The sequence below is a fragment of the Streptomyces sp. NPDC006368 genome (genome assembly GCF_040612535.1).
Taxonomy (GTDB): Bacteria; Actinomycetota; Actinomycetes; order Streptomycetales; family Streptomycetaceae; genus Streptomyces.
The window spans coordinates 1-21,759 of the sequence record NZ_JBEXQK010000017.1 but is presented as its reverse complement, the minus strand read 5'-3'; the positions used below and the strand labels follow the sequence as shown (position 1 = coordinate 21,759).

The following is a 21,759-nucleotide window of genomic DNA, read 5'->3' as shown; positions in this document are numbered from 1 at the left end:
TTTGGCGCGTGACGGCTTTCGGGTTACGGCTTTCGCGGGTTACGGCCTTCAGCCGCCGAACTCCTGCAGGCCCTTCAGCGCCTGGTCCAGCAGAGCCTGGCGGCCCTCCAGCTCACGCGCCAGCTTGTCGGCCTTCGCGTCGTTGCCCGCCGCACGGGCCGCGTCGATCTGCTTCTGCAGCTTGTCGACCGCGTCCTGCAGCTGACCCGTCAGACCGGCCGCACGCGCGCGTGCCTCCGGGTTCGTCCGGCGCCACTCGGCCTCCTCGGCCTCCTGGATCGCCCGCTCCACCGCCTGCATCCGGCCCTCGACCTTCGGGCGGGCGTCGCGCGGCACGTGACCGATGGCCTCCCAGCGCTCGTTGATGGAGCGGAAGGCCGCCCGGGCCGCCTTCAGGTCCGCCACCGGCACCAGCTTCTCGGCCTCGGCGGCGAGCTCCTCCTTCAGCTTGAGGTTCTCGTTCTGCTCGGCGTCCCGCTCGGCGAACACCGAGCTGCGGGCCGCGAAGAACACGTCCTGGGCGCCGCGGAAGCGGTTCCACAGGTCGTCCTCGTGCTCGCGCTGGGCCCGCCCGGCCGCCTTCCACTCCGCCATCAGCTCGCGGTAGCGCGCCGCCGTCGTACCCCAGTCGGTGGAGCCGGACAGCGCCTCCGCCTCGGCGACCAGCCGCTCCTTGACCCGGCGGGCCTCCTCACGCTGCGCGTCCAGCGACGCGAAGTGCGCCTTGCGCCGCTTGGAGAACGCCGACCGGGCGTGCGAGAAGCGGTGCCACAGCTCGTCGTCGGACTTCCGGTCGAGCCGGGGCAGGCCCTTCCAGGTGTCCACCAGCGCCCGAAGCCGCTCGCCCGCGGAGCGCCACTGCTCGCTCTGCGCCAGCTCCTCGGCCTCCGCGACCAGCGCCTCCTTGGCGTGCCGGGCCTCGTCGGTCTGCTTGGCCTTCTGGGCCTTGCGCTCCTCGCGCCGCGCCTCCACCGTCTCGACCAGCTTGTCGAGCCGCTTGCGCAGCGCGTCGAGGTCACCGACGGCGTGGTGCTCGTCGAGCTGATGGCGGATGTGGTCGATCGCGGCCATCGCGTCCTTGGCCGACAGGTCGGTGGTCTTCACCCGCTTCTCGAGGAGGCCGATTTCGACCACCAAGCCCTCGTACTTGCGCTCGAAGTAGGCCAGCGCCTCCTCGGGAGATCCGGCCTGCCACGATCCGACGACCTTCTCGCCGTCGGCTGTACGCACGTACACGGTGCCCGTCTCGTCGACGCGGCCCCACGGGTCGCTGCTCACAGCGCCTCCTCCACATGATGCCGAGTGAGGGGGTTCCCCCTGGGCATCGTCCACAGTTTCCCGGCGGGCCTCGCCCGCCCTCCACAACGCGAAGAGAGCCGCGCTGCACAACGCCAATCTAGGCGACCGGCAGCCCGGCTGTCCGCACTCAGCACGACCGAAATTCAGCGGTTCGTGCCCCGGTTCACGCCTTGTCGACGGTGGCTTCGACGATGGTGACCGCCTTCTTGGGCGCACCGTCCCGGGCGCCGCCCTCGACCCCCGCCTTGGCGATGTCCTGCACGACCTTCAGGCCGGCCGCGTCCATCGTGCCGAAGGGGGTGTACTGAGGGGGCAGCTTGGTGTCCTTGTACACGAGGAAGAACTGGCTGCCGCCGGTACCGGGCTGCCCGGTGTTGGCCATGGCCACCGTGCCGGCCTTGAAGGTCACGCTGCCGTCGGCGCCCGCCTTGCCCAGCGAGCCCAGGTTCTCGTCCGGGATGTTGTAGCCGGGCCCGCCCGTGCCCTTGCCCGTCGGGTCGCCGCACTGGAGCACGAAGATGCCGGCGGTGGTGAGGCGGTGGCACTTCGTGTTGTCGAAGTACTTCTTGTCGGCGAGGTGCTTGAACGAGTTCACCGTGCGGGGCGTCTTCGCCGCGTCCATCGCGACCGCGACGTCACCGTGGTTCGTCCTGAGCGCCATCGTGTACTTCGCCTTGGCGTCCACGGCCATCTTCGGCTCCGGCGAGGAGCTCTCGGCGGAGGTTGGCGTCGGGCTGTCGGAGGCCGGCGCGGCGTCGCTCCCGGTGTCCCCGTCCGAGAGCCCCACCGAGGCGTACGCGGCGGCGCCCGCGGCCAGCACCACGGCGAGGACGGAGGCGATGATCGCGTTGCGGCGCTTGGCCTTCTTACGGGCCTCCTCACGGCGCCTCATCTGCCGCTCGTACTTCTCCCTGGCGAGCTGCCGCCGCCGCTGATCGCTGCTGACCACCGGGTCTTCTCCTTGTCGCTCGTCCTACCTGTCCTGGCGGAGTGTGCCCGTACCGTATACGGGTTGGCTGTGGAATGAGCAGCGCCGGTAGGCTCTGATCTGCTGCATTCTTCCGCCGGACGACTTATTCGAGGACGATCGTGCTTATTGCCGGGTTCCCGGCCGGGGCCTGGGGGACCAATTGTTATCTGGTCGCCCCCGCCGCGGGCGAGGAGTGCGTCATCATCGACCCGGGCCACCAGGCCGCCCAGGGGGTCGAGGAGACGCTCAGGAAGCATCGGCTGAAGCCCGTGGCCGTCGTGCTCACCCACGGCCACATCGACCACGTCGCCTCCGTCGTCCCGGTCTGCGGTGCCCATGACGTACCCGCGTGGATCCACCCCGCCGACCGGTACATGATGAGCGACCCGGAGAAGGCCCTCGGCCGCTCCATCGGGATGCCGCTCATGGGCGAGCTGACCGTGGGGGAGCCGGACGACGTCCACGAGCTCCACGACGGGGCCGCGCTGAAGCTGGCGGGCCTGGAGCTGACCGTGTCGCACGCGCCCGGCCATACCAAGGGGTCGGTGACCTTCGCGATGCCCGAGGCGGCGGACATCCCGCCCGTCTTCTTCTCGGGCGATCTGCTTTTCGCCGGCTCCATCGGACGCACCGACATGCCCGGCGGTGACATGGACGAGATGCTCGCGTCGCTGGCCCGCGTGTGCCTGCCGCTCGACGACTCGACCGTGGTGCTGTCCGGCCACGGCCCCCAGACGACCATCGGCCGCGAGCGCGCCACCAACCCGTACCTCCGGGACGTGGCCGCCGGCCTCGGGAGCCCCGACGCTCCCCGACGAGGAATGTGACGAGAGACTTCCGTGACGACCTTCCAGGCCCCCAAGGGCACCTACGACCTGCTCCCGCCGGACTCCGCGAAGTTCCTGGCGGTACGCGAGGCCATCGCCGCGCCGCTGAGGAACTCCGGGTACGGCTATGTCGAAACCCCCGGATTCGAGGACGTCGAGCTGTTCGCGCGCGGTGTCGGTGAGTCCACCGACATCGTCACCAAGGAGATGTACACCCTCACCACCAAGGGCGGCTCCAAGCTGGCCCTGCGCCCCGAGGGCACCGCGTCCGTGCTGCGCGCGGCGCTGGAGGCGAACCTGCACAAGCAGGGCAACCTCCCCGTCAAGCTCTGGTACTCCGGCTCGTACTACCGCTACGAGCGCCCCCAGAAGGGCCGCTACCGGCACTTCTCGCAGGTCGGCGCCGAGGCGATCGGCGCGGAGGACCCGGCGCTCGACGCCGAACTGATCATCCTCGCCGACCAGGCGTACCGCTCGCTCGGCCTCAGCGACTTCCGCATCCTGCTGAACTCGCTCGGCGACCGCGAGTGCCGCCCGGTCTACCGCGAGGCGCTCCAGGGGTTCCTGCGCGACCTGGACCTGGACGACGACACCCGCCGCCGCATCGAGATCAACCCGCTGCGCGTCCTCGACGACAAGCGCGCCGAGGTGCAGAAGCAGCTGGTGGGCGCTCCGATGCTGCGCGACTACCTGTGCGACGCCTGCAAGGCGTACCACGAGGAGGTGCGCGCGCTGCTGACGGCGGCGGGCGTGGTCTTCGAGGACGACGAGAAGCTGGTGCGCGGCCTGGACTACTACACCCGCACGACCTTCGAGTTCGTCCACGACGGTCTCGGCTCGCAGTCCGCGGTGGGCGGCGGCGGCCGTTACGACGGCCTGTCCGAGATGATCGGCGGCCCGGCGCTGCCGTCCGTCGGCTGGGCGCTGGGAGTGGACCGCACGGTCCTGGCCCTGGAAGCGGAGGGCATCGCCCTCGACCTGCCCGCCACCACCACCGTGTACGCCGTACCGCTGGGCGAGGAGGCGCGCCGGGTGCTGTTCGGCGTCGTCACCGAGCTGCGCCGCGCGGGCGTCGCCACGGACTTCGCGTACGGCGGGAAGGGCCTGAAGGGCGCCATGAAGAACGCCAACAGGTCGGGCGCGCGGTACGCGATCGTCGCGGGTGAGCGCGACCTCGCCGACGGCGTGGTCCAGCTCAAGGACATGGTGTCCGGCGAGCAGGAGGCGGTCGCGCTGGACGAGATCGTCACCGTCCTGCGGGCCAGGTACGCCTGACCGGTCGGAAGGCGACAGGGCGGGGTCCGGGACGGCCGGTTCCCGCCCTTTCCCGTGGTCCTTATGTCCACCGAACGGCGGACAGAGGGGCGCGTGCGGCAAAATGGCCCCTGCCCCCGCCCGCGACGGAACGATGGAACGACACCTATGACGACTACGACGGCTCACGACGTCTCCCCGGAACACGGCACGGGCACGGGGGCGGGCCGGGCGTTCGCGTGGATGCTGGTGGTGACGGGCGCGGCGGGGCTGCTGGCCGCGTGGGTGATCACGCTGGACAAGTTCAAGCTGCTGGAGGACCCGAACTTCACCCCGGGCTGCAGCCTGAACCCGATCGTGTCCTGCGGCAACATCATGAAGAGTGAGCAGGCCGCCGTCTTCGGCTTCCCGAACCCGATGCTCGGCCTGGTCACGTACGGCATGGTGACCGCGATCGGTGTGGCCCTGCTCGCGGGCGCGCGCTACCGCCGCTGGTACTGGCTCGGCCTGAACGCCGGCACGCTCTTCGGCGTCGGGTTCTGCATGTGGCTCATGTACCAGTCGCTGTACGAGATCAACTCGCTGTGCCTGTGGTGCTGCCTGGCCTGGGTCGCGACCATCGTCATGTTCTGGTACGTGACCTCGCACAACGTCCGCAAGGGACTGCTGCCCGCGCCGCGCGCGCTGCGCGCCTTCCTGGACGAGTTCACCTGGGTCCTGCCCGTCCTCCACATCGGGATCATCGGCATGCTGATCCTGACCCGCTGGTGGGACTTCTGGACGAGCTGACCGACTCCGTCGGCACTGTCAGTGGGCTGACATAGGCTTCTCGACGTGGAGCCCGACCTCTTTACCGCCGCCGCCGAAGAGCGCCAGGAGAAGGACCCGTCCAGCAGCCCCCTGGCGGTCCGGATGCGCCCGCGCACCCTGGACGAAGTCGTCGGCCAACAGCACCTGCTCAAGCCGGGGTCACCGCTGCGCCGGCTGGTCGGTGAAGGCGCGGGCGGCCCCGCCGGCGCCTCCTCCGTGATCCTCTGGGGCCCGCCCGGCACGGGCAAGACGACCCTCGCGTACGTCGTCTCCAAGGCGACCAACAAGCGCTTCGTGGAGCTTTCCGCGATCACCGCGGGCGTCAAGGAGGTCCGCGCGGTCATCGAAGGCGCCCGTCGCGCCTCCGGCGGCTTCGGCAAGGAAACCGTCCTCTTCCTCGACGAGATCCACCGCTTCAGCAAGGCGCAGCAGGACTCCCTGCTGCCCGCCGTCGAGAACAGGTGGGTGACCCTGATCGCGGCCACCACCGAGAACCCGTACTTCTCGGTGATCTCGCCGCTGCTCTCCCGCTCCCTCCTGCTCACGCTGGAACCGCTCACGGACGACGACGTACGGGCGCTGCTGAAGCGGGCGCTGACCGAGGAACGGGGCCTGGGCGACGCGGTCGCGCTACCCGAGGACGCCGAGGCGCACCTGCTGCGCATCGCGGGCGGCGACGCCCGCCGGGCGCTCACCGCGCTGGAGGCGGCGGCCGGTGCCGCCCTCGCCAAGGGCGAGCCGGAGATCACCCTCGCCACCGTGGAGGAGACGGTCGACCGGGCGGCGGTGAAGTACGACCGCGACGGAGACCAGCACTACGACGTGGCCAGCGCGCTGATCAAGTCGATCCGCGGCTCGGACGTGGACGCGGCGCTGCACTATCTGGCGCGGATGATCGAGGCGGGGGAGGACCCCCGGTTCATCGCCCGGCGCCTGATGATCTCGGCGAGCGAGGACATCGGCCTCGCGGATCCCACGGCGCTGCCCCTCGCGGTCGCCGGGGCCCAGGCCGTCGCCATGATCGGCTTCCCCGAGGCGGCGCTCACCCTCAGCCATGTGACGATCGCGCTGGCGCTCGCCCCCAAGTCGAACGCCGCGACCACGGCGATCTTCGCCGCCCGGGCGGACGTACGGAACGGGCTGGCGGGCCCGGTCCCCTCGCATCTGCGCGACGGCCACTACAAGGGCGCGGCGAAGCTGGGCCACGCCCAGGGCTATGTGTACCCGCACGACGTCCCGGGCGGTATCGCCGCCCAGCAGTACGCGCCGGACGCCATCCACGGCAAGCGGTACTACGAACCGACGCGGTACGGCACGGAGGCGCGGTACGCGGACGTGGTGGAGAAGGTCCGCGAGCGGCTGCGCGGTGAGTCCACCGCGTAGTCAGTCGTGTGCCGCCGCCTCGAAGAGCGTGTGCATGGAGCGGCGCAGCCCCTGGATGTCGCGTACGGGCTCGGGGAAGTCGAAGCGCGCGTCGAAGGAGGCGCCCGCCGCGTCCCGGCACCGCACCCGCAGCCCGAACCGGTCCAGCGCCAGTGGCACCACGCGTCGCACGGCGTGCGGACCGTCGCCCGCGCGGTGGCCGAGGAGGGTGCTCAGCGACCGGACCTGTTCGTCGTGCGCGGCGGCCAGGTGCTGGAGCAGTTCGGTCTCGTACGCGGCGAGCGGGTCGGGCCGGGCGTGCGCGAAGTCGTCGGGGTCGACGACTTCGTCCCCCCACAGGTCGTCGACGTACACCTCGCCGACCTCCAGGCGCAGCATCATGTGGCCGGGCGCGGCGATGCCGGGCGCGCAGGTCAGCCGGCCGGAGATCCGGGCCCGGCCGCGGATGCGGTGGGGGACGGCGACCGGTGCGACGTCGGTGAGCTCCAGTACGGCGGGCAGCTCGTCCGCCCGGGCATGGGTGGCGGCCCGCACGGGCGGGGAGCCGGCGGGGAAGAGCAGGAAGACCTCGCCGTCCGCGGAGACGGTCCGGGCGTCCGGGGCCAGCTGGTCGGGGCGGGCCCCCTCCGTCCCCGGCACGACGAGCGTCGCGGAGCATGTACTCTGTACGAGAGTTCGTGTGCGCTCGGCTGCTGACGGCATCCGGGCGGTTTCAAGCCCGCTGGGACGCGGCTGACCATGAGCTGATCGGACCTCCGTCACATCGATGCTCCGCGCTGCGTGAGCGTCGCTCTTTGTGTTGTCGTCTGTGATGCGCGTGGTGTTCCCAGGGCTCGACATGCGATCTCTTTGATTAAGGTAAGCCTAACCTAACCTATATCGGAGGTCTGGAGAACGTGCCTAACCAGTCGCGTCCCAAGGTCAAGAAGTCGCGTGCGCTCGGTATCGCGCTGACGCCGAAGGCTGTCAAGTACTTCGAGGCTCGTCCCTACCCGCCGGGTGAGCACGGCCGTGGCCGCAAGCAGAACTCGGACTACAAGGTCCGTCTGCTCGAGAAGCAGCGTCTGCGCGCCCAGTACGACATCAGCGAGCGCCAGATGGCCCGCGCCTACGACCGCGCCAAGAAGGCCGAGGGCAAGACGGGTGAGGCGCTGGTCGTCGAGCTCGAGCGCCGTCTCGACGCCCTGGTCCTGCGTTCGGGCATCGCCCGCACCATCTACCAGGCCCGCCAGATGGTCGTCCACGGCCACATCGAGGTCAACGGCCAGAAGGTCGACAAGCCGTCGTTCCGCGTCCGTCCCGACGACGTCGTGATGGTCCGCGAGCGCAGCCGTGACAAGACCCTGTTCCAGGTCGCCCGCGAGGGTGGCTTCGCCGCCGACGGTGAGACCCCGCGCTACCTGCAGGTCAACCTGAAGGCCCTGGCCTTCCGCCTCGACCGCGACCCGAACCGCAAGGAAATCCCGGTCATCTGCGACGAGCAGCTGGTCGTCGAGTACTACGCCCGCTGACCCCGGCGTAGCACTCCCGCGGTTTCCAGCCCGCCGCTTCGCGCCCTCTCCGGGCGCCGAAGCGGCGGGCTTCCGCGTTCCGGGGCTTCTGCCCGGCCCGGTTCGTCTGTCGGCCGGTCGCGCCGGCCCGTTCCTCGGATGACCCGCGGTCGGCACTCCGGCCCGTGGCGCGGCCGTGCGGGGTCCCCGCAGGCGGTCGGCGGCGCTGGAAGGGCTCCCCATCCGGCGTGCCCGAGGGGCCGCCGACCACCGGACGGTGACCGCGCCCCGGGAAACGGCAACCAACCCGGCCTTGTCCGCGCACCGCCCCCGCTCACCGCGAGTCGCGGCCCCCGCGGCGCGCAGGCGCGGAGTCCACGCACGACTGCGGGACCACCCGCTTCGCGGGGCGCCCCGCCAGGGCCCGGGCCACCGCCGCGTCCTTGGACAGGGCGCCGCCCTCCGCGACGTACGACCGGAAACGCTCGGGCCCCAGCTCCTCGCCCGCCCGTTGTTCGCACAGGGCGCGGGGCGCGCCGAAGTAGCCGGAGCCGAACAGTGGCAGGCCGACCGCCTCCCACATCGGCCCGGCCGCCCCCTGGAGGACCGCCGCCTCCGCCGGGTCGCCCTCGCCGGCCGTCACCAGGGCCAGCAGCTCGATGGCCAGGACCAGCCCCACCAGGTCGTTGAACGTGTGGTCGATGGTGATGCACTCGCCCAGCAGCTCGCGGGCCTCCCCGTGCTCGCCGCGGGTCCACGCCGCATACGCCAGGACGTACAGCGCGTACGCCCGTGTCCACCGCTCGCCCCGGTCCTCGCAGATCTCCCGCACCTCCCGGCACAGCGCCACGGCCGTCCCCACTTCGCCCAGGAAGACCTTCGCCATCGCCAGTTCGACCTGCCCCATCAGCACCTGGCTGTTGAGCTCGCCCAGCTCGCGGTACGCGGTCAGCGCCCGCCCCAGCAGTTCCTCCGCGCGCGACATGTCGTCCGACAGCAGCGCGAGACAGCCCATGCGGTGGGTCGTGTACGCGGCGGCGAGCGCGTTGCCGGTACGGGCCGCGCCCTCGCCGCACTCGTGCAGCGCCGCCACCGCCGCCGTGTAGTCGCCCTGCAGGATCGCCACGTACCCCAGCACCCACAGCGCCCGCAGCCGCGCCTCGTCATGCCCCGACTCCAGCGCCACCGCCCGGTCCAGCCAGTGCCGCCCCTCCGCGAGCCGGCCGCACCCCACCCAGGAGAACCAGAGCGTCCCGGCCAGGTGCTGCGCCAGGTGCGCGTCGTCCGGCGCCTCCAGGCACAACTCCAGCGCCGCCCGCAGATTGGGCAGCGCGCCGTCGGCGCAGGCGGCCACCTCGGCCTGGCGCGGGCTGAACCACTCCAGCTCGCACCAGGTGGCCAGCCCCATGTACCAGTCGCGGTGGCGCCGCCGCATCCGCTCCTCGTCGCCCAGCGCGGCCAGCCACTCCGCCCCGTACGCCCGGACCGTGTCCAGCATCCGGTAGCGCGTGCCCGCGGGGGTCTCCTCCCGCGCCACCACGGACTGCGCCAGCAATTCGCCGAGGACGTCCAGCACCTCGTCGGCCGGCAACTCCGGGCCGCCGCACACGTACTCCACCGCCTCCAGGTCGAACGGGCCCGCGAAGACCGACAGCCGTGCCCACAGCAACCGCTCCTCGGGCGTGCACAGCTCATGGCTCCAGCCGATGGCCGTCCGCAGCGTCCGGTGCCGGGGCAGCGCCCCGCGCGCACCGGCGGTCAGCAGCCGGAACCGGTCGTCGAGCCGGTGCAGCACCTGTTCCACGGTGAGGACCGGCAGCCGGCCCGCGGCCAGCTCCAGCGCCAGCGGAATCCCGTCCAGGCGGCGGCACAGCTCCCGTACGGCGCCCGCGTCCTCGGCGTGGAAGCCGGGCAGCGCCGCGGTCGCGCGGTCGGTGAACAGCCGCACGGCGTCCTCTTCGGACATCGGCGCCAGCGCCATCACGGCCTCGCCGTCGAGCCGCAGCGGGCGGCGGGCCACGCCGAGCACGGTCAGGCCGGGGGAGCCGCGCAGCAACTCCCGTACGAGCCCCGCGCACTCCTCCACGAGATGCTCGAACCCGTCCAGGACGAGCAGCAGCCGCCGGCCGGCGAGGTGCTCGACCAGCACCTCCCGCGGCGGGCGGAGCGTATGGTCCGTCAGCCCGAGCGCGTCCAGCAGGGTGTGCTCCAGCAGTCGCGGATCGCGCAGCGGGGCGAGCTCCGCCAAGCAAACCCCATCGCAGTAGCGTTTCTCCACCGCTGCGGCCGTACGCACCGCCAGACGGGACTTCCCCACCCCTCCGACACCCACCACCGTGACGAGCCGGAACTCCGCCAGCAGCCGCGTCAGCTCCTCGCGTTCGCCGTCGCGTCCGACGAACCGGTTCAGCTCCGCCGGGAGATTGCTCCGTCGCATGGAACACGGAGCGTACTCACAGGGGAGCACTCCGTACAATCGGACCGCACAACTCCGGCTCCGCCCGGCCTTAATGCGGTACGGGGAGCGAGCGCCGTCGCGATAGGCTCGGAGGACGACTTTTCAAGACGTCCGACGAGCAGAGAGCGGTGCGCAGTGACCGGTGGAGAGGTTGCCGGGATCCTGGTGGCCGTCTTCTGGGCGATTCTGGTCTCCTTCCTGGCCGTGGTGCTGGTGAGGCTGGCACAGACGCTCAAGGCGACCACCCGGCTCGTGGCGGAGGTGACGGAGCAGGCGATTCCGCTGCTGACCGACGCGTCCGCGACCGTGCGCTCCGCGCAGACCCAGCTCGACCGGGTCGACGCCATCACGACGGACGTCCAGGAGGTCACCTCCAACGCCTCCGCGCTCTCCACCACGGTCGCCTCGACGTTCGGCGGCCCGCTGGTCAAGGTCGCGGCGTTCGGCTACGGCGTACGCCGGGCGATGAGCCGGAACGGGAACGACAAGCCTGCCGAGCAGCCCGGGCGTACGGTCATCGTCGGCCGTACGGTGCCGTCCGCCCGGACCGGCAGGAAGAAGCGGAAGGGCTGACGCAGGGATGTTCCGCCGTGCTTTCTGGTTCACCGCGGGCGCCGCTGCCGGCGTGTGGGCCACCACCAAGGTCAATCGCAAGCTCAAGCAGCTGACCCCCGAGAGCCTGGCCGCGCAGGCCGCCGACAAGGCGATCGAGACGGGCCACCGGCTCAAGGAGTTCGCGCTCGACGTCCGCGCGGGCATGCTCCAGCGCGAAGCCGAACTGGGCGAGGCGCTGGGCCTGCGGGCGCCGGCGGACGACCCCGCGCTCCCCGCGCCGCGCCGCGCCGCCGCGCTGGGGCGCGCCCAGGACCCGAACCCCCACAACCACTCGTACAACCGGAATGAGGACCACTGATGGAGTCGGCTGAAATCCGCCGCCGCTGGCTGAGCTTCTTCGAGGAGCGCGGGCACACCGTCGTCCCTTCGGCGTCGCTCATCGCGGACGACCCGACTCTGCTCCTCGTCCCCGCGGGCATGGTCCCGTTCAAGCCGTACTTCCTGGGTGAGGTCAAGCCTCCGTACCCGCGCGCCGCCAGCGTCCAGAAGTGCGTGCGCACGCCGGACATCGAGGAGGTCGGCAAGACCACCCGCCACGGCACGTTCTTCCAGATGTGCGGCAACTTCTCCTTCGGCGACTACTTCAAGGAAGGCGCCATCAAGCTCGCCTGGGAGCTGCTGACCGGCTCCGTCGAGCACGGTGGCTACGGCCTGGAGCCGGAGAAGCTCTGGATCACCGTCTACCAGGACGACGACGAGGCCGAGCAGATCTGGCGCGACGTCGTCGGCGTCCCCGCCGAGCGCATCCAGCGCCTGGGCAAGAAGGACAACTTCTGGTCCATGGGCGTCCCCGGCCCCTGCGGCCCCTGCTCCGAGATCAACTACGACCGCGGCCCCGAGTTCGGCGCCGAGGGCGGCCCGGCCGTCAACGACGAGCGCTACGTGGAGATCTGGAACCTGGTCTTCATGCAGTACGAGCGCGGCCAGGGCACCGGCAAGGACGACTTCGAGATTCTCGGCGACCTGCCGAGCAAGAACATCGACACGGGCCTCGGGCTCGAGCGTCTCGCGATGATCCTCCAGGGCGTACAGAACATGTACGAGACCGACACCCTGAAGGTCGTCATCGACAAGGCCACCGAACTGACCGGTGTGCGCTACGGCCAGGCCCATGAGAGCGACGTCTCCCTGCGCGTGGTGGCCGACCACATGCGGACGTCCGTGATGCTCATCGGCGACGGCGTGATCCCGGGCAACGAGGGCCGCGGCTATGTGCTGCGCCGCATCATGCGCCGCGCCATCCGCAACATGCGCATGCTCGGCGCCTCCGGCCCGGTCGTCGGCGAGCTCGTCGACACCGTCATCCGCACGATGGGCGAGCAGTACCCCGAGCTGGAGACCGACCGCAAGCGCGTCGAGACCGTCGCGCTCGCCGAGGAGGCCGCCTTCCTCAAGACCCTGAAGGCCGGCACCAACATCCTCGACACCGCCGTCACGGAGACCAAGGCCTCCGGTGGCAAGGTCCTGCCCGGCGACAAGGCGTTCCTGCTCCACGACACCTGGGGCTTCCCGATCGACCTCACCCTGGAGATGGCCGCCGAGCAGGGGCTGTCCGTGGACGAGGACGGTTTCCGCCGCCTGATGAAGGAGCAGCGGGAGCGCGCCAAGGCCGACGCCCGGGCCAAGAAGACCGGCCACGCCGACGTCTCCGCGTACCGCGAGATCGCCGACGGCAACGGCGCCACCGAGTTCACCGGCTACACCAACACCGAGGGCGAGACCACCGTCGTCGGCCTGCTCGTCAACGGTGTCCCCTCGCCCGCCGCCACCGAGGGCGACGAGGTCGAGGTCGTCCTCGACCGCACCCCGTTCTACGCCGAGGGCGGTGGCCAGCAGGCCGACACCGGCCGGATCAAGCTGCACAGCGGCGCGGTCATCCAGGTCCGCGACGTCCAGCAGCCGGTCCCCGGCGTCTCCGTGCACAAGGGCTCGGTCCAGGTCGGCGAGGTGACGGTCGGCGCCACGGCGTACGCCACCATCGACGTCACGCGCCGCCGCGCCATCGCCCGCGCCCACAGCGCCACCCACCTCACCCACCAGGCGCTGCGCGACGCCCTCGGCCCCACGGCCGCCCAGGCCGGCTCCGAGAACGCCCCGGGCCGCTTCCGCTTCGACTTCGGTTCGCCGTCCGCCGTGCCCGGCACGGTCCTCACCGACGTCGAGCAGAAGATCAACGAGGTCCTCGCCCGGGAGCTCGACGTCCACGCCGAGGTCATGCCGATCGACGAGGCCAAGCGGCAGGGCGCCATCGCCGAGTTCGGCGAGAAGTACGGCGAGAAGGTCCGCGTCGTCACCATCGGCGACTTCTCCAAGGAGCTGTGCGGCGGTACGCACGTCCACAACACCGCCCAGCTGGGCCTGGTGAAGCTGCTCGGCGAGTCGTCGATCGGCTCCGGCGTGCGCCGCATCGAGGCCCTCGTCGGCGTCGACGCGTACAACTTCCTCGCCCGGGAGCACACGGTCGTCGCCCAGCTCCAGGAGCTGGTCAAGGGCCGCCCCGAGGAGCTGCCCGAAAAGATCTCCGCCATGCTCGGCAAGCTGAAGGACGCCGAGAAGGAGATCGAGAAGTTCCGCGCCGAGAAGGTGCTCCAGGCCGCCGCCGGCCTGGTCCAGGGCGCCAAGGACATCCGTGGCGTGGCCGTCGTCACCGGCCAGGTGCCGGACGGCACCTCCGCCGACGACCTGCGCAAGCTGGTCCTCGACGTGCGCGGCCGCATCCCGGGCGACCGCCCGGCCGTCGTCGCCCTGTTCACCACGGCGAACGGCCGCCCGCTCACGGTCATCGCCACCAACGAGGCGGCCCGCGAGCGCGGTCTGAAGGCCGGCGAGCTGGTCCGTACGGCCGCCAAGACCCTCGGGGGCGGCGGTGGCGGCAAGCCGGACGTCGCCCAGGGCGGCGGTCAGAACCCCGCGGCCATCGGCGAGGCCATCGACGCCGTCGAGCGCCTCATCGAGGAAACCGCCTGATGAGACGGGGCCGTCGCCTCGCGATCGACGTCGGGGACGCCCGGATCGGGGTCGCCTCGTGCGACCCCGACGGGGTCCTCGCGACGCCGGTGGAGACCGTGCCGGGACGGGACGTCCCGGCCGCCCACCGGCGGCTGAAACAGATCGCCGAGGAGTACGAACCGATCGAGATCGTGGTCGGGCTGCCTCGCTCCCTCAGCGGGGGCGAGGGCCCGGCCGCGGCCAAGGTCCGGGCCTTCGTCCAGGAGCTCGCCCGCTCCGTCGCACCGGTGCCGGTGCGGCTGGTCGACGAGAGGATGACCACAGTGACGGCCAGTCAGGGCCTGCGCGCCTCGGGTGTGAAGTCCAAAAAGGGACGGTCTGTCATCGATCAGGCAGCCGCTGTGATCATCCTTCAGAACGCTCTTGAGTCTGAACGGGTATCCGGTAATCCGCCCGGAGAGAGCGTCGAAGTGGTCATCTGATCGCGATACGGTAACGTTCCGCGCGATGCGGCGGCGTTCGAACAGCCGCCGCACAGCGTAGAGGCGGATCGTCCGGAAGCCTCGCGGCCGTTTGGGGATCGATGACTGGATATGGACGGGGCCCCGGCTCCGAACCGTGGCATCCCGAGGACCCGCTGTACGGGGACCCGGGATGGGGAGGTCAGCAGGCAGCCGACGGCCGGCAGTACTACGAGCAGCAGCAGTCACAGCGGCAGTCGCCGCAGCAGTACGGCGGCGGACAGTACGGCGAGCAGCAGCACGCCGACCAGCAGCACGCCGACCAGCCCTACGGCGGCGACCAGCAGCACCAGCAGCATCAGCAGGAATACGCCTCGCCGGGCTACCAGGCCCAGCAGCACTACGGCGGGCAGGAGTACGAGGGCGGCTGGGACACCGGCCAGCAGGCCGCGATGCCGTACGGAACGCCGCCCGCCCCCGCCGGCCCCTACGCCGACCAGGGCCCCGACCACTACGGGACGCCCGATGCCTACCCGCCGCCGCAGCCCCCGGGCCAGCGGCGGCCGGCCGAGCCGCAACCGGCGTACGAAGAGCCGCAGCGGTCCCAGGAGCCGGAGGAGGACGATCACCCCTTCTTCGGGGGCGGCGGTGACGACCGCGAGGGTGACGACGCCGAGCCGGCGGGGACCCGGCGGGAGCGCCGCGGCAAGCCGAAGAAGCCCAAGAAGAAGAGCCGCAACGGCGTGGCCTGCCTGGTCGTGGCGCTCGTCCTGGTGGGCGGCGCGGGCGGCGTGGCGTACTTCGGTTACCAGTTCTGGCAGAGCCAGTTCGGCGCGGCCCCCGACTTCGAGGGCACGGGCACCGACGAGACCGTCGAGGTCGAGATCCCGCAGGGCGCCGGCGGCTACGAGATCGCGAGCATCCTGGTCAAGAACGGCGTCGTGAAGAGCCAGGGCGCCTTCGTCTCCGCCCAGGACCGGAACCCCGACGGCAAGAAGATCCAGGCCGGCGTCTACACCCTCAAGAAGGGCATGTCCGCGGCGAGCGCCGTCGAACTGATGCTCAAGCCGTCCAGCCACAACTCCCTCATCATCGCCGAGGGCCGGCGCAACGCGTGGGTGTACGAGGAGATCGACAAGCGTCTTCAGCTCGAACCCGGCACCACCAAGTCGGTGGCCAGGGCGAAGGTCGAGAACCTCGGCCTGCCGGAGTGGGCCACCGGCCATCCCGACGTCAAGGACCCGCTGGAAGGGTTCCTCTTCCCGGCCAGTTACCCGGTCGCCAAGGGCAACAAGCCGGAAGACGTCCTCAAGAAGATGGTCGCCCGCGCGAACGCGGAGTACGAGAAGCACGACCTCCAGGCGAAGTCCAAGGCCCTGGGCCTGAAGGGCCCGTGGGAGCTCCTCACGGTCGCCAGCCTCGTCCAGGTAGAGGGCAAGACGAAGGACGACTTCCGCAAGATGGGCGAGGTCGTCTACAACCGGCTCAAGCCCACCAACACGGAGACCAACCAGCTGCTCCAGTTCGACTCGGCCTTCAACTATCTGAAGGGCGAGAGCAACATCGAGATCAGCGAATCCGAGATCAACAGCAACCAGGACCCGTACAACACCTACACCCAGAAGGGCCTCACCCCCGGCCCCATCAGCAACCCGGGTGAGGAGGCGCTGAACGCCGCCATGAACCCGACGAAGGACGGCTGGATGTACTTCGTCGCGACCGACGGCATGCACAAGACGGAGTTCGCGAAGACGCACGCCGAATTCCTGAAACTGAAGGACAAGTTCAATGACAACCAGGGCAGCGACTGACGCCCGGAGGGCCGCCGTCCTCGGATCGCCCATCGCCCACTCCCTCTCCCCGGTCCTGCACCGGACGGCCTACGCGGAGCTGGGCCTCACCCACTGGACGTACGACCGGTACGAGGTGGACGAGGCCGCGCTGCCCGGGTTCTTCGAGAGGCTGGACGCGTCCTGGGCGGGACTGTCGCTGACCATGCCGCTGAAGCGGGCCGTCATCCCGCTGCTCGACGAGATCACCCCGACGGCCCGCTCCGTCGAGGCCGTCAACACGGTCGTCCTCACCGACGACGGCCGCAGCATCGGCGGCAACACCGACATCCCCGGCATGATCGCCGCACTGTACGAGCGGGGGGTGGAGAAGGTGGAGACCGCCGCCGTCCTCGGCGCGGGCGCCACCGCGTCGTCCGCGCTCGCCGCGCTGTCCAGAGTCTGTACGGGGCCGGTGACCGCGTACGTACGCAGTGAGACCCGGGCCGCCGAGATGCGCGGCTGGGGGGAGCGGCTGGGCGTGGCGGTCCGTACGGCCGGCTGGGACCGGGCCGCCGAGGCGCTGCGGGCGCCGCTCGTCATCGCCACGACGCCCGCCGGGACCACCGACGCGCTCACCGCCGCCGTCCCCGAGCGGCCCGGCACCCTCTTCGACGTGCTGTACGACCCGTGGCCGACGGCGCTCGCGGCCGCCTGGTCGGCGCGCGGCGGGGCCGTCGTCGGAGGCCTCGACCTGCTCGTCCACCAGGCCGTGCTCCAGGTGGAGCAGATGACCGGATGGGCGCCCGCGCCGATCGCGGCCATGAGGACGGCCGGAGAGCGGGCCCTGCACGGCGGGTGAGCGCCGGGCCATGGGGCCTTTCCCGCGTTAGGGGGCCTCGGGACCGTCCCTTCCCGGCGAAGTCGGCGTCCGACTGCTGGACCGGCACCAGGTACGGGGCCGGGACGTGGGAGGATCAGGGGTGAGGCGGGCCAGGCCGCGCACCCGGTCGCGCCGTTGCAGTCGAGGCGCGAAGCATGAGGAGCACCGTTGAGCAGGTTGCGCTGGCTGACCGCGGGGGAGTCGCACGGCCCCGCACTGGTGGCGACGCTGGAGGGCCTCCCCGCCGGTGTCCCGATCACCACGGAGATGGTGGCCGACCACCTGGCCCGGCGCCGCCTCGGCTATGGACGCGGCGCGCGGATGAAGTTCGAGCGCGACGAGGTCACCTTCCTCGGCGGCGTGCGCCACGGGCTGACCATGGGCTCACCGGTCGCCGTGATGGTGGGCAACACCGAGTGGCCCAAGTGGGAGAAGGTCATGGCGGCCGACCCGGTCGACCCGGCCGAGCTCGCCGAACTGGCCCGTAACGCCCCGCTGACCCGCCCGCGCCCCGGCCACGCCGACCTCGCGGGCATGCAGAAGTACGGCTTCGACGAGGCACGCCCGATCCTGGAGCGCGCCAGCGCCCGTGAGACGGCGGCCCGCGTCGCGCTGGGCGCGGTGGCCCGTTCGTACCTGAAGGAGACGGCCGGCATCGAGATCGTGTCGCACGTCGTCGAGCTGGCCGCCGCCAAGGCCCCGTACGGCGTGTACCCGACGCCCGCCGACGTCGAGAAGCTGGACGCCGACCCGGTGCGCTGCCTGGACGCCGACGCGTCGAAGGCGATGGTCGCCGAGATCGACCAGGCCCACAAGGACGGCGACACCCTCGGCGGCGTCGTCGAGGTCCTCGCGTACGGCGTGCCCGTCGGCCTGGGCTCGCACGTCCACTGGGACCGCCGTCTGGACGCCCGGCTGGCCGCCGCGCTCATGGGCATCCAGGCCATCAAGGGCGTCGAGGTCGGTGACGGCTTCGACCTGGCCCGCGTGCCCGGCTCCAAGGCGCACGACGAGATCCTCGCCACCGACGAGGGCATCAAGCGCGCCTCCGGCCGCTCCGGCGGTACCGAAGGCGGCCTGACCACCGGCGAGCTGCTGCGCGTACGGGCCGCGATGAAGCCCATCGCGACCGTGCCCCGCGCGCTCAAGACCATCGACGTCGCCACCGGCGAGCCCGCCGCCGCCCACCACCAGCGCTCCGACGTGTGCGCCGTCCCGGCCGCCGGCATCGTCGCCGAGGCGATGGTCGCCCTCGTCCTCGCGGACGCCGTCGCGGAGAAGTTCGGCGGTGACTCCGTCCCCGAGACCCGCCGCAACGTCCGCTCCTACCTCGACAACCTCCAGATCCGGTGAGCACCGGCCCGCTGATCGTCCTGGTCGGGCCCATGGGCTCCGGCAAGTCCACCGTGGGCGCGCTGCTGGCCGAGCGGCTCGGCGCGCCCTACCGGGACACGGACGCCGACATCGTGGCCGCCCAGGGACGCGAGATCTCCGACATCTTCGTGGAGGACGGCGAGGAGCACTTCCGCGCGCTGGAGCGGGAAGCCGTACGGGCCGCCGTCGCCGAGCACACGGGCATCCTCGCCCTCGGCGGCGGCGCCATCCTCGCCCCCTCCACCCGCGCGCTGCTCGCCGGGCTGCCGGTCGTCTACCTGTCGATGGACGTCGAGGAAGCGGTCCGGCGCGTCGGCCTCAACACCGCCCGCCCGCTGCTCGCCGTCAACCCGCGCCGCCAGTGGCGCGAGCTGATGGAGGCCCGCAGGCACCTGTACACCGAAGTCGCCCGGGTCGTCGTGGCCACCGACGACCGGACCCCTGAAGAGGTCGCCCAGGCGATCCTCGACGCACTCGAATTGAAGGACGTATGACTGACCAGGCAGTGACCCGTATCCAGGTCGGCGGCACGGCCGGCACCGACCCGTACGAGGTACTGGTCGGCCGGCAGCTGCTCGGCGAACTCCCCGCCCTCGTCGGCCCCAGGGCCCAGCGCGTCGCCGTCATCCACCCCGAGGCGCTCGCCGAGACCGGCGAGGCCCTGCGCGCCGACCTCGCCGACCAGGGGTACGAGGCGGTCGCCATCCAGGTGCCGAACGCCGAGGAGGCCAAGACCGCCGAGGTCGCCGCGTACTGCTGGAAGGCGCTCGGCCAGACCGGGTTCACCCGCACCGACGTCATCATCGGTGTCGGTGGCGGCGCCACCACCGACCTCGCCGGGTTCGTCGCGGCGACCTGGCTGCGCGGCGTGCGCTGGATCGCGGTCCCCACCACCGTCCTGGCGATGGTCGACGCGGCCGTCGGCGGCAAGACCGGCATCAACACCGCCGAGGGCAAGAACCTCGTCGGCGCCTTCCACCCCCCGGCCGGCGTCCTGTGCGACCTCGCCGCGCTCGACTCGCTGCCCGTCCACGACTACGTCAGCGGACTGGCCGAGATCATCAAGGCCGGCTTCATCGCCGACCCGGTGATCCTCGACCTGATCGAGTCCGACCCGGCCGCCGCCCGCACTCCCACCGGCCCGCACACCGCCGAGCTCATCGAACGCTCCATCCGCGTCAAGGCCGACGTCGTCTCGTCCGACCTCAGGGAATCCGGCCTGCGCGAGATCCTCAACTACGGCCACACCCTCGCCCACGCCATCGAGAAGAACGAGCGCTACAAGTGGCGCCACGGCGCCGCCGTCTCCGTCGGCATGGTCTTCGCCGCCGAACTCGGCCGCCTCGCCGGACGGCTCGACGACGCCACCGCCGACCGCCACCGCACCGTCCTGGAGTCCGTCGGCCTCCCGCTCACCTACCGCGGCGACCAGTGGCCCAAGCTGCTGGAGACCATGAAGGTCGACAAGAAGTCCCGCGGCGACCTGCTGCGCTTCATCGTCCTCGACGGCCTCGCCAAGCCGACCGTTCTCGAGGGCCCCGACCCGGCCGTCCTCGTCGCCGCCTACGGGGAGGTCGCCGCGTGAGCCGCACGGTGTACGTCCTCAACGGACCCAACCTCGGCCGCCTCGGCTCGCGCGAACCGGACGTGTACGGCTCCACCTCGTACACCGGACTCATCTCCGCCTGCCGGACCCTCGGCAAGGAACTCGGCTTCGACGTCGACGTACGGGAGACGAACGACGAGGGCGAAATGATCCGCTGGCTCCACGAGGCGGCCGACGGTTCGATTCCGGTCATCCTCAACCCGGGGGCCTTCACCCACTACTCGTACGGAATGAGGGACGCGGCCGCCCAGCGCACCGCCCCCCTCATCGAGGTCCACATCTCCAACCCGTACACCCGTGAGGCGTTCCGGCACACCTCCGTCGTCGCCGCCGTCGCCAGCGGCACCATCGCCGGCTTCGGCATCGGCTCCTACCGCCTCGCCCTGCGCGCCCTCGCCGACGAGCTCAACGGCTGACCGGACCCCACCCGGCCGTTTCCCACAGAGGCGGCCGGTAAGGGTACGGTTCGGTAACGGGCGACCCGAACGCCCGCCCGACCAGCGCCAATCGGACGAGACGGAGTGGCACCGGATGCAGCACGCAGTGGGGGCTCCGCTGCCGCCCCACCAGCCGGGGCACGCGGCCACCTGGACCCACCAGGCCCATCCACCGCTTCCCCAGCCACCCACCCCCCACGGGCCGCCACCGCCCATCCCGCCCGCCCCGGGATGGAGCACCCCTCCCCGGGACACCACCGGCCACATCCCGCTGCCCCCCGGCGGCCCCGTGCCCGTCCCCGCCGCACCACCCACCGGCACCGGCAATGCCACCCTCGCCGTCCTGCTCATCGGCCCGGCCGGCGCGGGCAAGACCACCGTCGCCCGGTACTGGGCGCGGAACCGCCGCGTACCCACCGCGCACATCAGCCTCGACGACGTACGCGAATGGGTCTGCGCCGGCTTCGCCGACCCCCAGGACGGCTGGAACGACCAATCCGAGGCCCAGTACCGCCTCGCCCGCCGCACCTGTGGCTTCGCCGCCCGCAACTTCCTCGCCAACGGCATCTCCTGCATCCTCGACGACGCCGTCTTCCCCGACCGCCCCGTCGTCGGCCTCGGCGGCTGGAAACGACACGTCGGCCCCGGACTGCTCCCCGTCGTGCTCCTCCCCGGACTCGAGATCGTCCTGGAACGCAACGCCGAACGCACCGGCAACCGCCGCCTCTCCGACGACGAGGTCGCCGGCATCCACGGCCGCATGGCCGGCTGGTACGGCTCCGGACTCCCGATCATCGACAACTCCACGTACGACGTCGAAACCACCGCCCGCGTCCTCGACGACGTGCTCGCCCGGACGCTGGCCGGCTCCTGAGGGGCTCGGTTCGCCTCCGGGGCGCCAAAGAGTGCTCGGGTCCCTCGTTCCTCGGGACCCTCCGCGCTCCCCCCCTGCCTTCGGCGGGGGGACCCCCATCCCTTTCGACACAGCCGCGCCCCTTCGGCTCACTCGCCGTCAGGCCCTTCCCGGCACCGGCGGCCCCCCACCACCGCTCACCCGCACCCGGCAGACGGCGCAGGGGTGGGGCCGTGCGGGGTCGTCCCCGCAGCGAGCCGGCGGCGAGGGCTGGGCACTCAATGCAACGTTCTTGCGACCGCCGGCTCCGTGGGGGTGCCC

20 protein-coding genes are annotated in these 21,759 nt (G+C 71.5%); 16 read left to right on the top strand and 4 right to left on the bottom strand.

The genetic code is table 11. The features are described 5' to 3' along the window. Window positions 1-48 precede the first annotated feature (48 nt). Together ABZZ38_RS15395 and ABZZ38_RS15390 are read right to left on the bottom strand one after the other, a co-directional pair. On the bottom strand, window positions 49-1,278 hold the full coding sequence (locus ABZZ38_RS15395) for a DUF349 domain-containing protein (RefSeq protein ID WP_356739701.1): 1,230 nt from the start codon (window positions 1,276-1,278) through the stop codon (window positions 49-51). Window positions 1,279-1,462: 184 nt separating this feature from the next. Next, the gene (locus tag ABZZ38_RS15390; protein ID WP_356739700.1) at window positions 1,463-2,248 is read right to left on the bottom strand and encodes a peptidylprolyl isomerase; all 786 of its coding nucleotides are present in this window, start codon (window positions 2,246-2,248) and stop codon (window positions 1,463-1,465) included. Window positions 2,249-2,388: 140 nt separating this feature from the next. On the opposite strand from ABZZ38_RS15390, the gene ABZZ38_RS15385 reads away from it, so the two are divergent. The 4 genes from ABZZ38_RS15385 to ABZZ38_RS15370 all read left to right on the top strand — a co-directional run bounded on the left by ABZZ38_RS15385 (window position 2,389) and on the right by ABZZ38_RS15370 (window position 6,543). Then, on the top strand, window positions 2,389-3,096 hold the full coding sequence (locus ABZZ38_RS15385) for an MBL fold metallo-hydrolase (RefSeq protein WP_356739699.1): 708 nt from the start codon (window positions 2,389-2,391) through the stop codon (window positions 3,094-3,096). A 12-nt stretch (window positions 3,097-3,108) separates the two neighbouring features. Next, window positions 3,109-4,371, top strand: a complete 1,263-nt coding sequence (gene hisS / locus ABZZ38_RS15380; RefSeq protein ID WP_356739698.1) for a histidine--tRNA ligase — start codon at window positions 3,109-3,111, stop codon at window positions 4,369-4,371. A gap of 147 nt (window positions 4,372-4,518) precedes the next feature. Beyond that, on the top strand, window positions 4,519-5,139 hold the full coding sequence (locus tag ABZZ38_RS15375) for a vitamin K epoxide reductase family protein (protein WP_356739696.1): 621 nt from the start codon (window positions 4,519-4,521) through the stop codon (window positions 5,137-5,139). A 45-nt stretch (window positions 5,140-5,184) separates the two neighbouring features. Beyond that, on the top strand, window positions 5,185-6,543 hold the full coding sequence (locus ABZZ38_RS15370) for a replication-associated recombination protein A (protein ID WP_356739694.1): 1,359 nt from the start codon (window positions 5,185-5,187) through the stop codon (window positions 6,541-6,543). On the opposite strand, the gene ABZZ38_RS15365 is transcribed toward ABZZ38_RS15370, so the two are convergent. Then, entirely contained in the window at window positions 6,544-7,245 is a 702-nt protein-coding gene (locus tag ABZZ38_RS15365) for a DUF2470 domain-containing protein (RefSeq protein ID WP_356739692.1), read from the bottom strand. Window positions 7,246-7,439: 194 nt separating this feature from the next. On the opposite strand from ABZZ38_RS15365, the gene rpsD reads away from it, so the two are divergent. Next, window positions 7,440-8,054 (top strand): 30S ribosomal protein S4, encoded by a 615-nt coding sequence (gene rpsD / locus ABZZ38_RS15360; protein ID WP_356739690.1) that lies wholly within the window; start codon window positions 7,440-7,442, stop codon window positions 8,052-8,054. A 313-nt stretch (window positions 8,055-8,367) separates the two neighbouring features. On the opposite strand, the gene ABZZ38_RS15355 is transcribed toward rpsD, so the two are convergent. After that, window positions 8,368-10,470: a regulator gene (locus ABZZ38_RS15355; RefSeq protein ID WP_356739688.1), complete on the bottom strand. Its 2,103-nt coding sequence runs from the start codon at window positions 10,468-10,470 to the stop codon at window positions 8,368-8,370. Window positions 10,471-10,626: 156 nt separating this feature from the next. On the opposite strand from ABZZ38_RS15355, the gene ABZZ38_RS15350 reads away from it, so the two are divergent. The 11 genes from ABZZ38_RS15350 (at window position 10,627) to ABZZ38_RS15300 (ending at window position 21,459) form a co-directional block, all read left to right on the top strand. Beyond that, entirely contained in the window at window positions 10,627-11,064 is a 438-nt protein-coding gene (locus tag ABZZ38_RS15350) for a DUF948 domain-containing protein (protein WP_356739686.1), read from the top strand. Between the two features lie 7 nt (window positions 11,065-11,071). Beyond that, window positions 11,072-11,404: a DUF6167 family protein gene (locus tag ABZZ38_RS15345; protein ID WP_356739684.1), complete on the top strand. Its 333-nt coding sequence runs from the start codon at window positions 11,072-11,074 to the stop codon at window positions 11,402-11,404. Then, window positions 11,404-14,073 (top strand): alanine--tRNA ligase, encoded by a 2,670-nt coding sequence (gene alaS / locus ABZZ38_RS15340; protein ID WP_356739682.1) that lies wholly within the window; start codon window positions 11,404-11,406, stop codon window positions 14,071-14,073. Before ABZZ38_RS15345 ends, alaS begins: the two co-directional genes overlap by 1 nt. After that, on the top strand, window positions 14,073-14,537 hold the full coding sequence (gene ruvX / locus ABZZ38_RS15335) for a Holliday junction resolvase RuvX (RefSeq protein WP_356739680.1): 465 nt from the start codon (window positions 14,073-14,075) through the stop codon (window positions 14,535-14,537). The genes alaS and ruvX overlap by 1 nt, the downstream gene beginning before the upstream one ends. Window positions 14,538-14,638: 101 nt before the next feature. Continuing rightward, window positions 14,639-16,327, top strand: a complete 1,689-nt coding sequence (gene mltG, locus ABZZ38_RS15330) for an endolytic transglycosylase MltG (protein ID WP_356739678.1) — start codon at window positions 14,639-14,641, stop codon at window positions 16,325-16,327. After that, window positions 16,305-17,147 (top strand): shikimate dehydrogenase, encoded by an 843-nt coding sequence (locus ABZZ38_RS15325; RefSeq protein ID WP_356739676.1) that lies wholly within the window; start codon window positions 16,305-16,307, stop codon window positions 17,145-17,147. The genes mltG and ABZZ38_RS15325 overlap by 23 nt, the downstream gene beginning before the upstream one ends. Window positions 17,148-17,336: 189 nt before the next feature. Further along, complete coding sequence (gene aroC / locus ABZZ38_RS15320; protein ID WP_356739674.1) at window positions 17,337-18,521, top strand: chorismate synthase; 1,185 nt, start codon at window positions 17,337-17,339, stop codon at window positions 18,519-18,521. Next, on the top strand, window positions 18,518-19,036 hold the full coding sequence (locus tag ABZZ38_RS15315; RefSeq protein WP_356739672.1) for a shikimate kinase: 519 nt from the start codon (window positions 18,518-18,520) through the stop codon (window positions 19,034-19,036). Before aroC ends, ABZZ38_RS15315 begins: the two co-directional genes overlap by 4 nt. Beyond that, a complete protein-coding gene (gene aroB, locus ABZZ38_RS15310) occupies window positions 19,033-20,127 on the top strand; it encodes a 3-dehydroquinate synthase (RefSeq protein ID WP_356739670.1) in 1,095 nt (364 codons plus the stop codon). The genes ABZZ38_RS15315 and aroB overlap by 4 nt, the downstream gene beginning before the upstream one ends. Next, a complete protein-coding gene (locus ABZZ38_RS15305; RefSeq protein ID WP_356739668.1) occupies window positions 20,124-20,564 on the top strand; it encodes a type II 3-dehydroquinate dehydratase in 441 nt (146 codons plus the stop codon). The genes aroB and ABZZ38_RS15305 overlap by 4 nt, the downstream gene beginning before the upstream one ends. A 115-nt stretch (window positions 20,565-20,679) precedes the next feature. Next, window positions 20,680-21,459, top strand: a complete 780-nt coding sequence (locus ABZZ38_RS15300) for an AAA family ATPase (protein WP_356739666.1) — start codon at window positions 20,680-20,682, stop codon at window positions 21,457-21,459. The last annotated feature ends 300 nt before the right edge of the window (window positions 21,460-21,759 follow it).

Bases quoted from the DNA above. Each gene is read 5' to 3' on its own strand.
- ABZZ38_RS15365 (WP_356739692.1), bottom strand. From the start codon at position 7,245: ATGCCGTCAGCAGCCGAGCGCACACGAACTCTCGTACAGAGTACATGC.
- ruvX (WP_356739680.1), top strand. From the start codon at position 14,073: ATGAGACGGGGCCGTCGCCTCGCGATCGACGTCGGGGACGCCCGGATC.
- ABZZ38_RS15355 (WP_356739688.1), bottom strand. From the start codon at position 10,470: ATGCGACGGAGCAATCTCCCGGCGGAGCTGAACCGGTTCGTCGGACGC.
- aroB (WP_356739670.1), top strand. From the start codon at position 19,033: ATGACTGACCAGGCAGTGACCCGTATCCAGGTCGGCGGCACGGCCGGC.
- ABZZ38_RS15345 (WP_356739684.1), top strand. From the start codon at position 11,072: ATGTTCCGCCGTGCTTTCTGGTTCACCGCGGGCGCCGCTGCCGGCGTG.
- mltG (WP_356739678.1), top strand. From the start codon at position 14,639: ATGACTGGATATGGACGGGGCCCCGGCTCCGAACCGTGGCATCCCGAG.
- ABZZ38_RS15300 (WP_356739666.1), top strand. From the start codon at position 20,680: ATGCAGCACGCAGTGGGGGCTCCGCTGCCGCCCCACCAGCCGGGGCAC.
- alaS (WP_356739682.1), top strand. From the start codon at position 11,404: ATGGAGTCGGCTGAAATCCGCCGCCGCTGGCTGAGCTTCTTCGAGGAG.
- ABZZ38_RS15375 (WP_356739696.1), top strand. From the start codon at position 4,519: ATGACGACTACGACGGCTCACGACGTCTCCCCGGAACACGGCACGGGC.
- ABZZ38_RS15325 (WP_356739676.1), top strand. From the start codon at position 16,305: ATGACAACCAGGGCAGCGACTGACGCCCGGAGGGCCGCCGTCCTCGGA.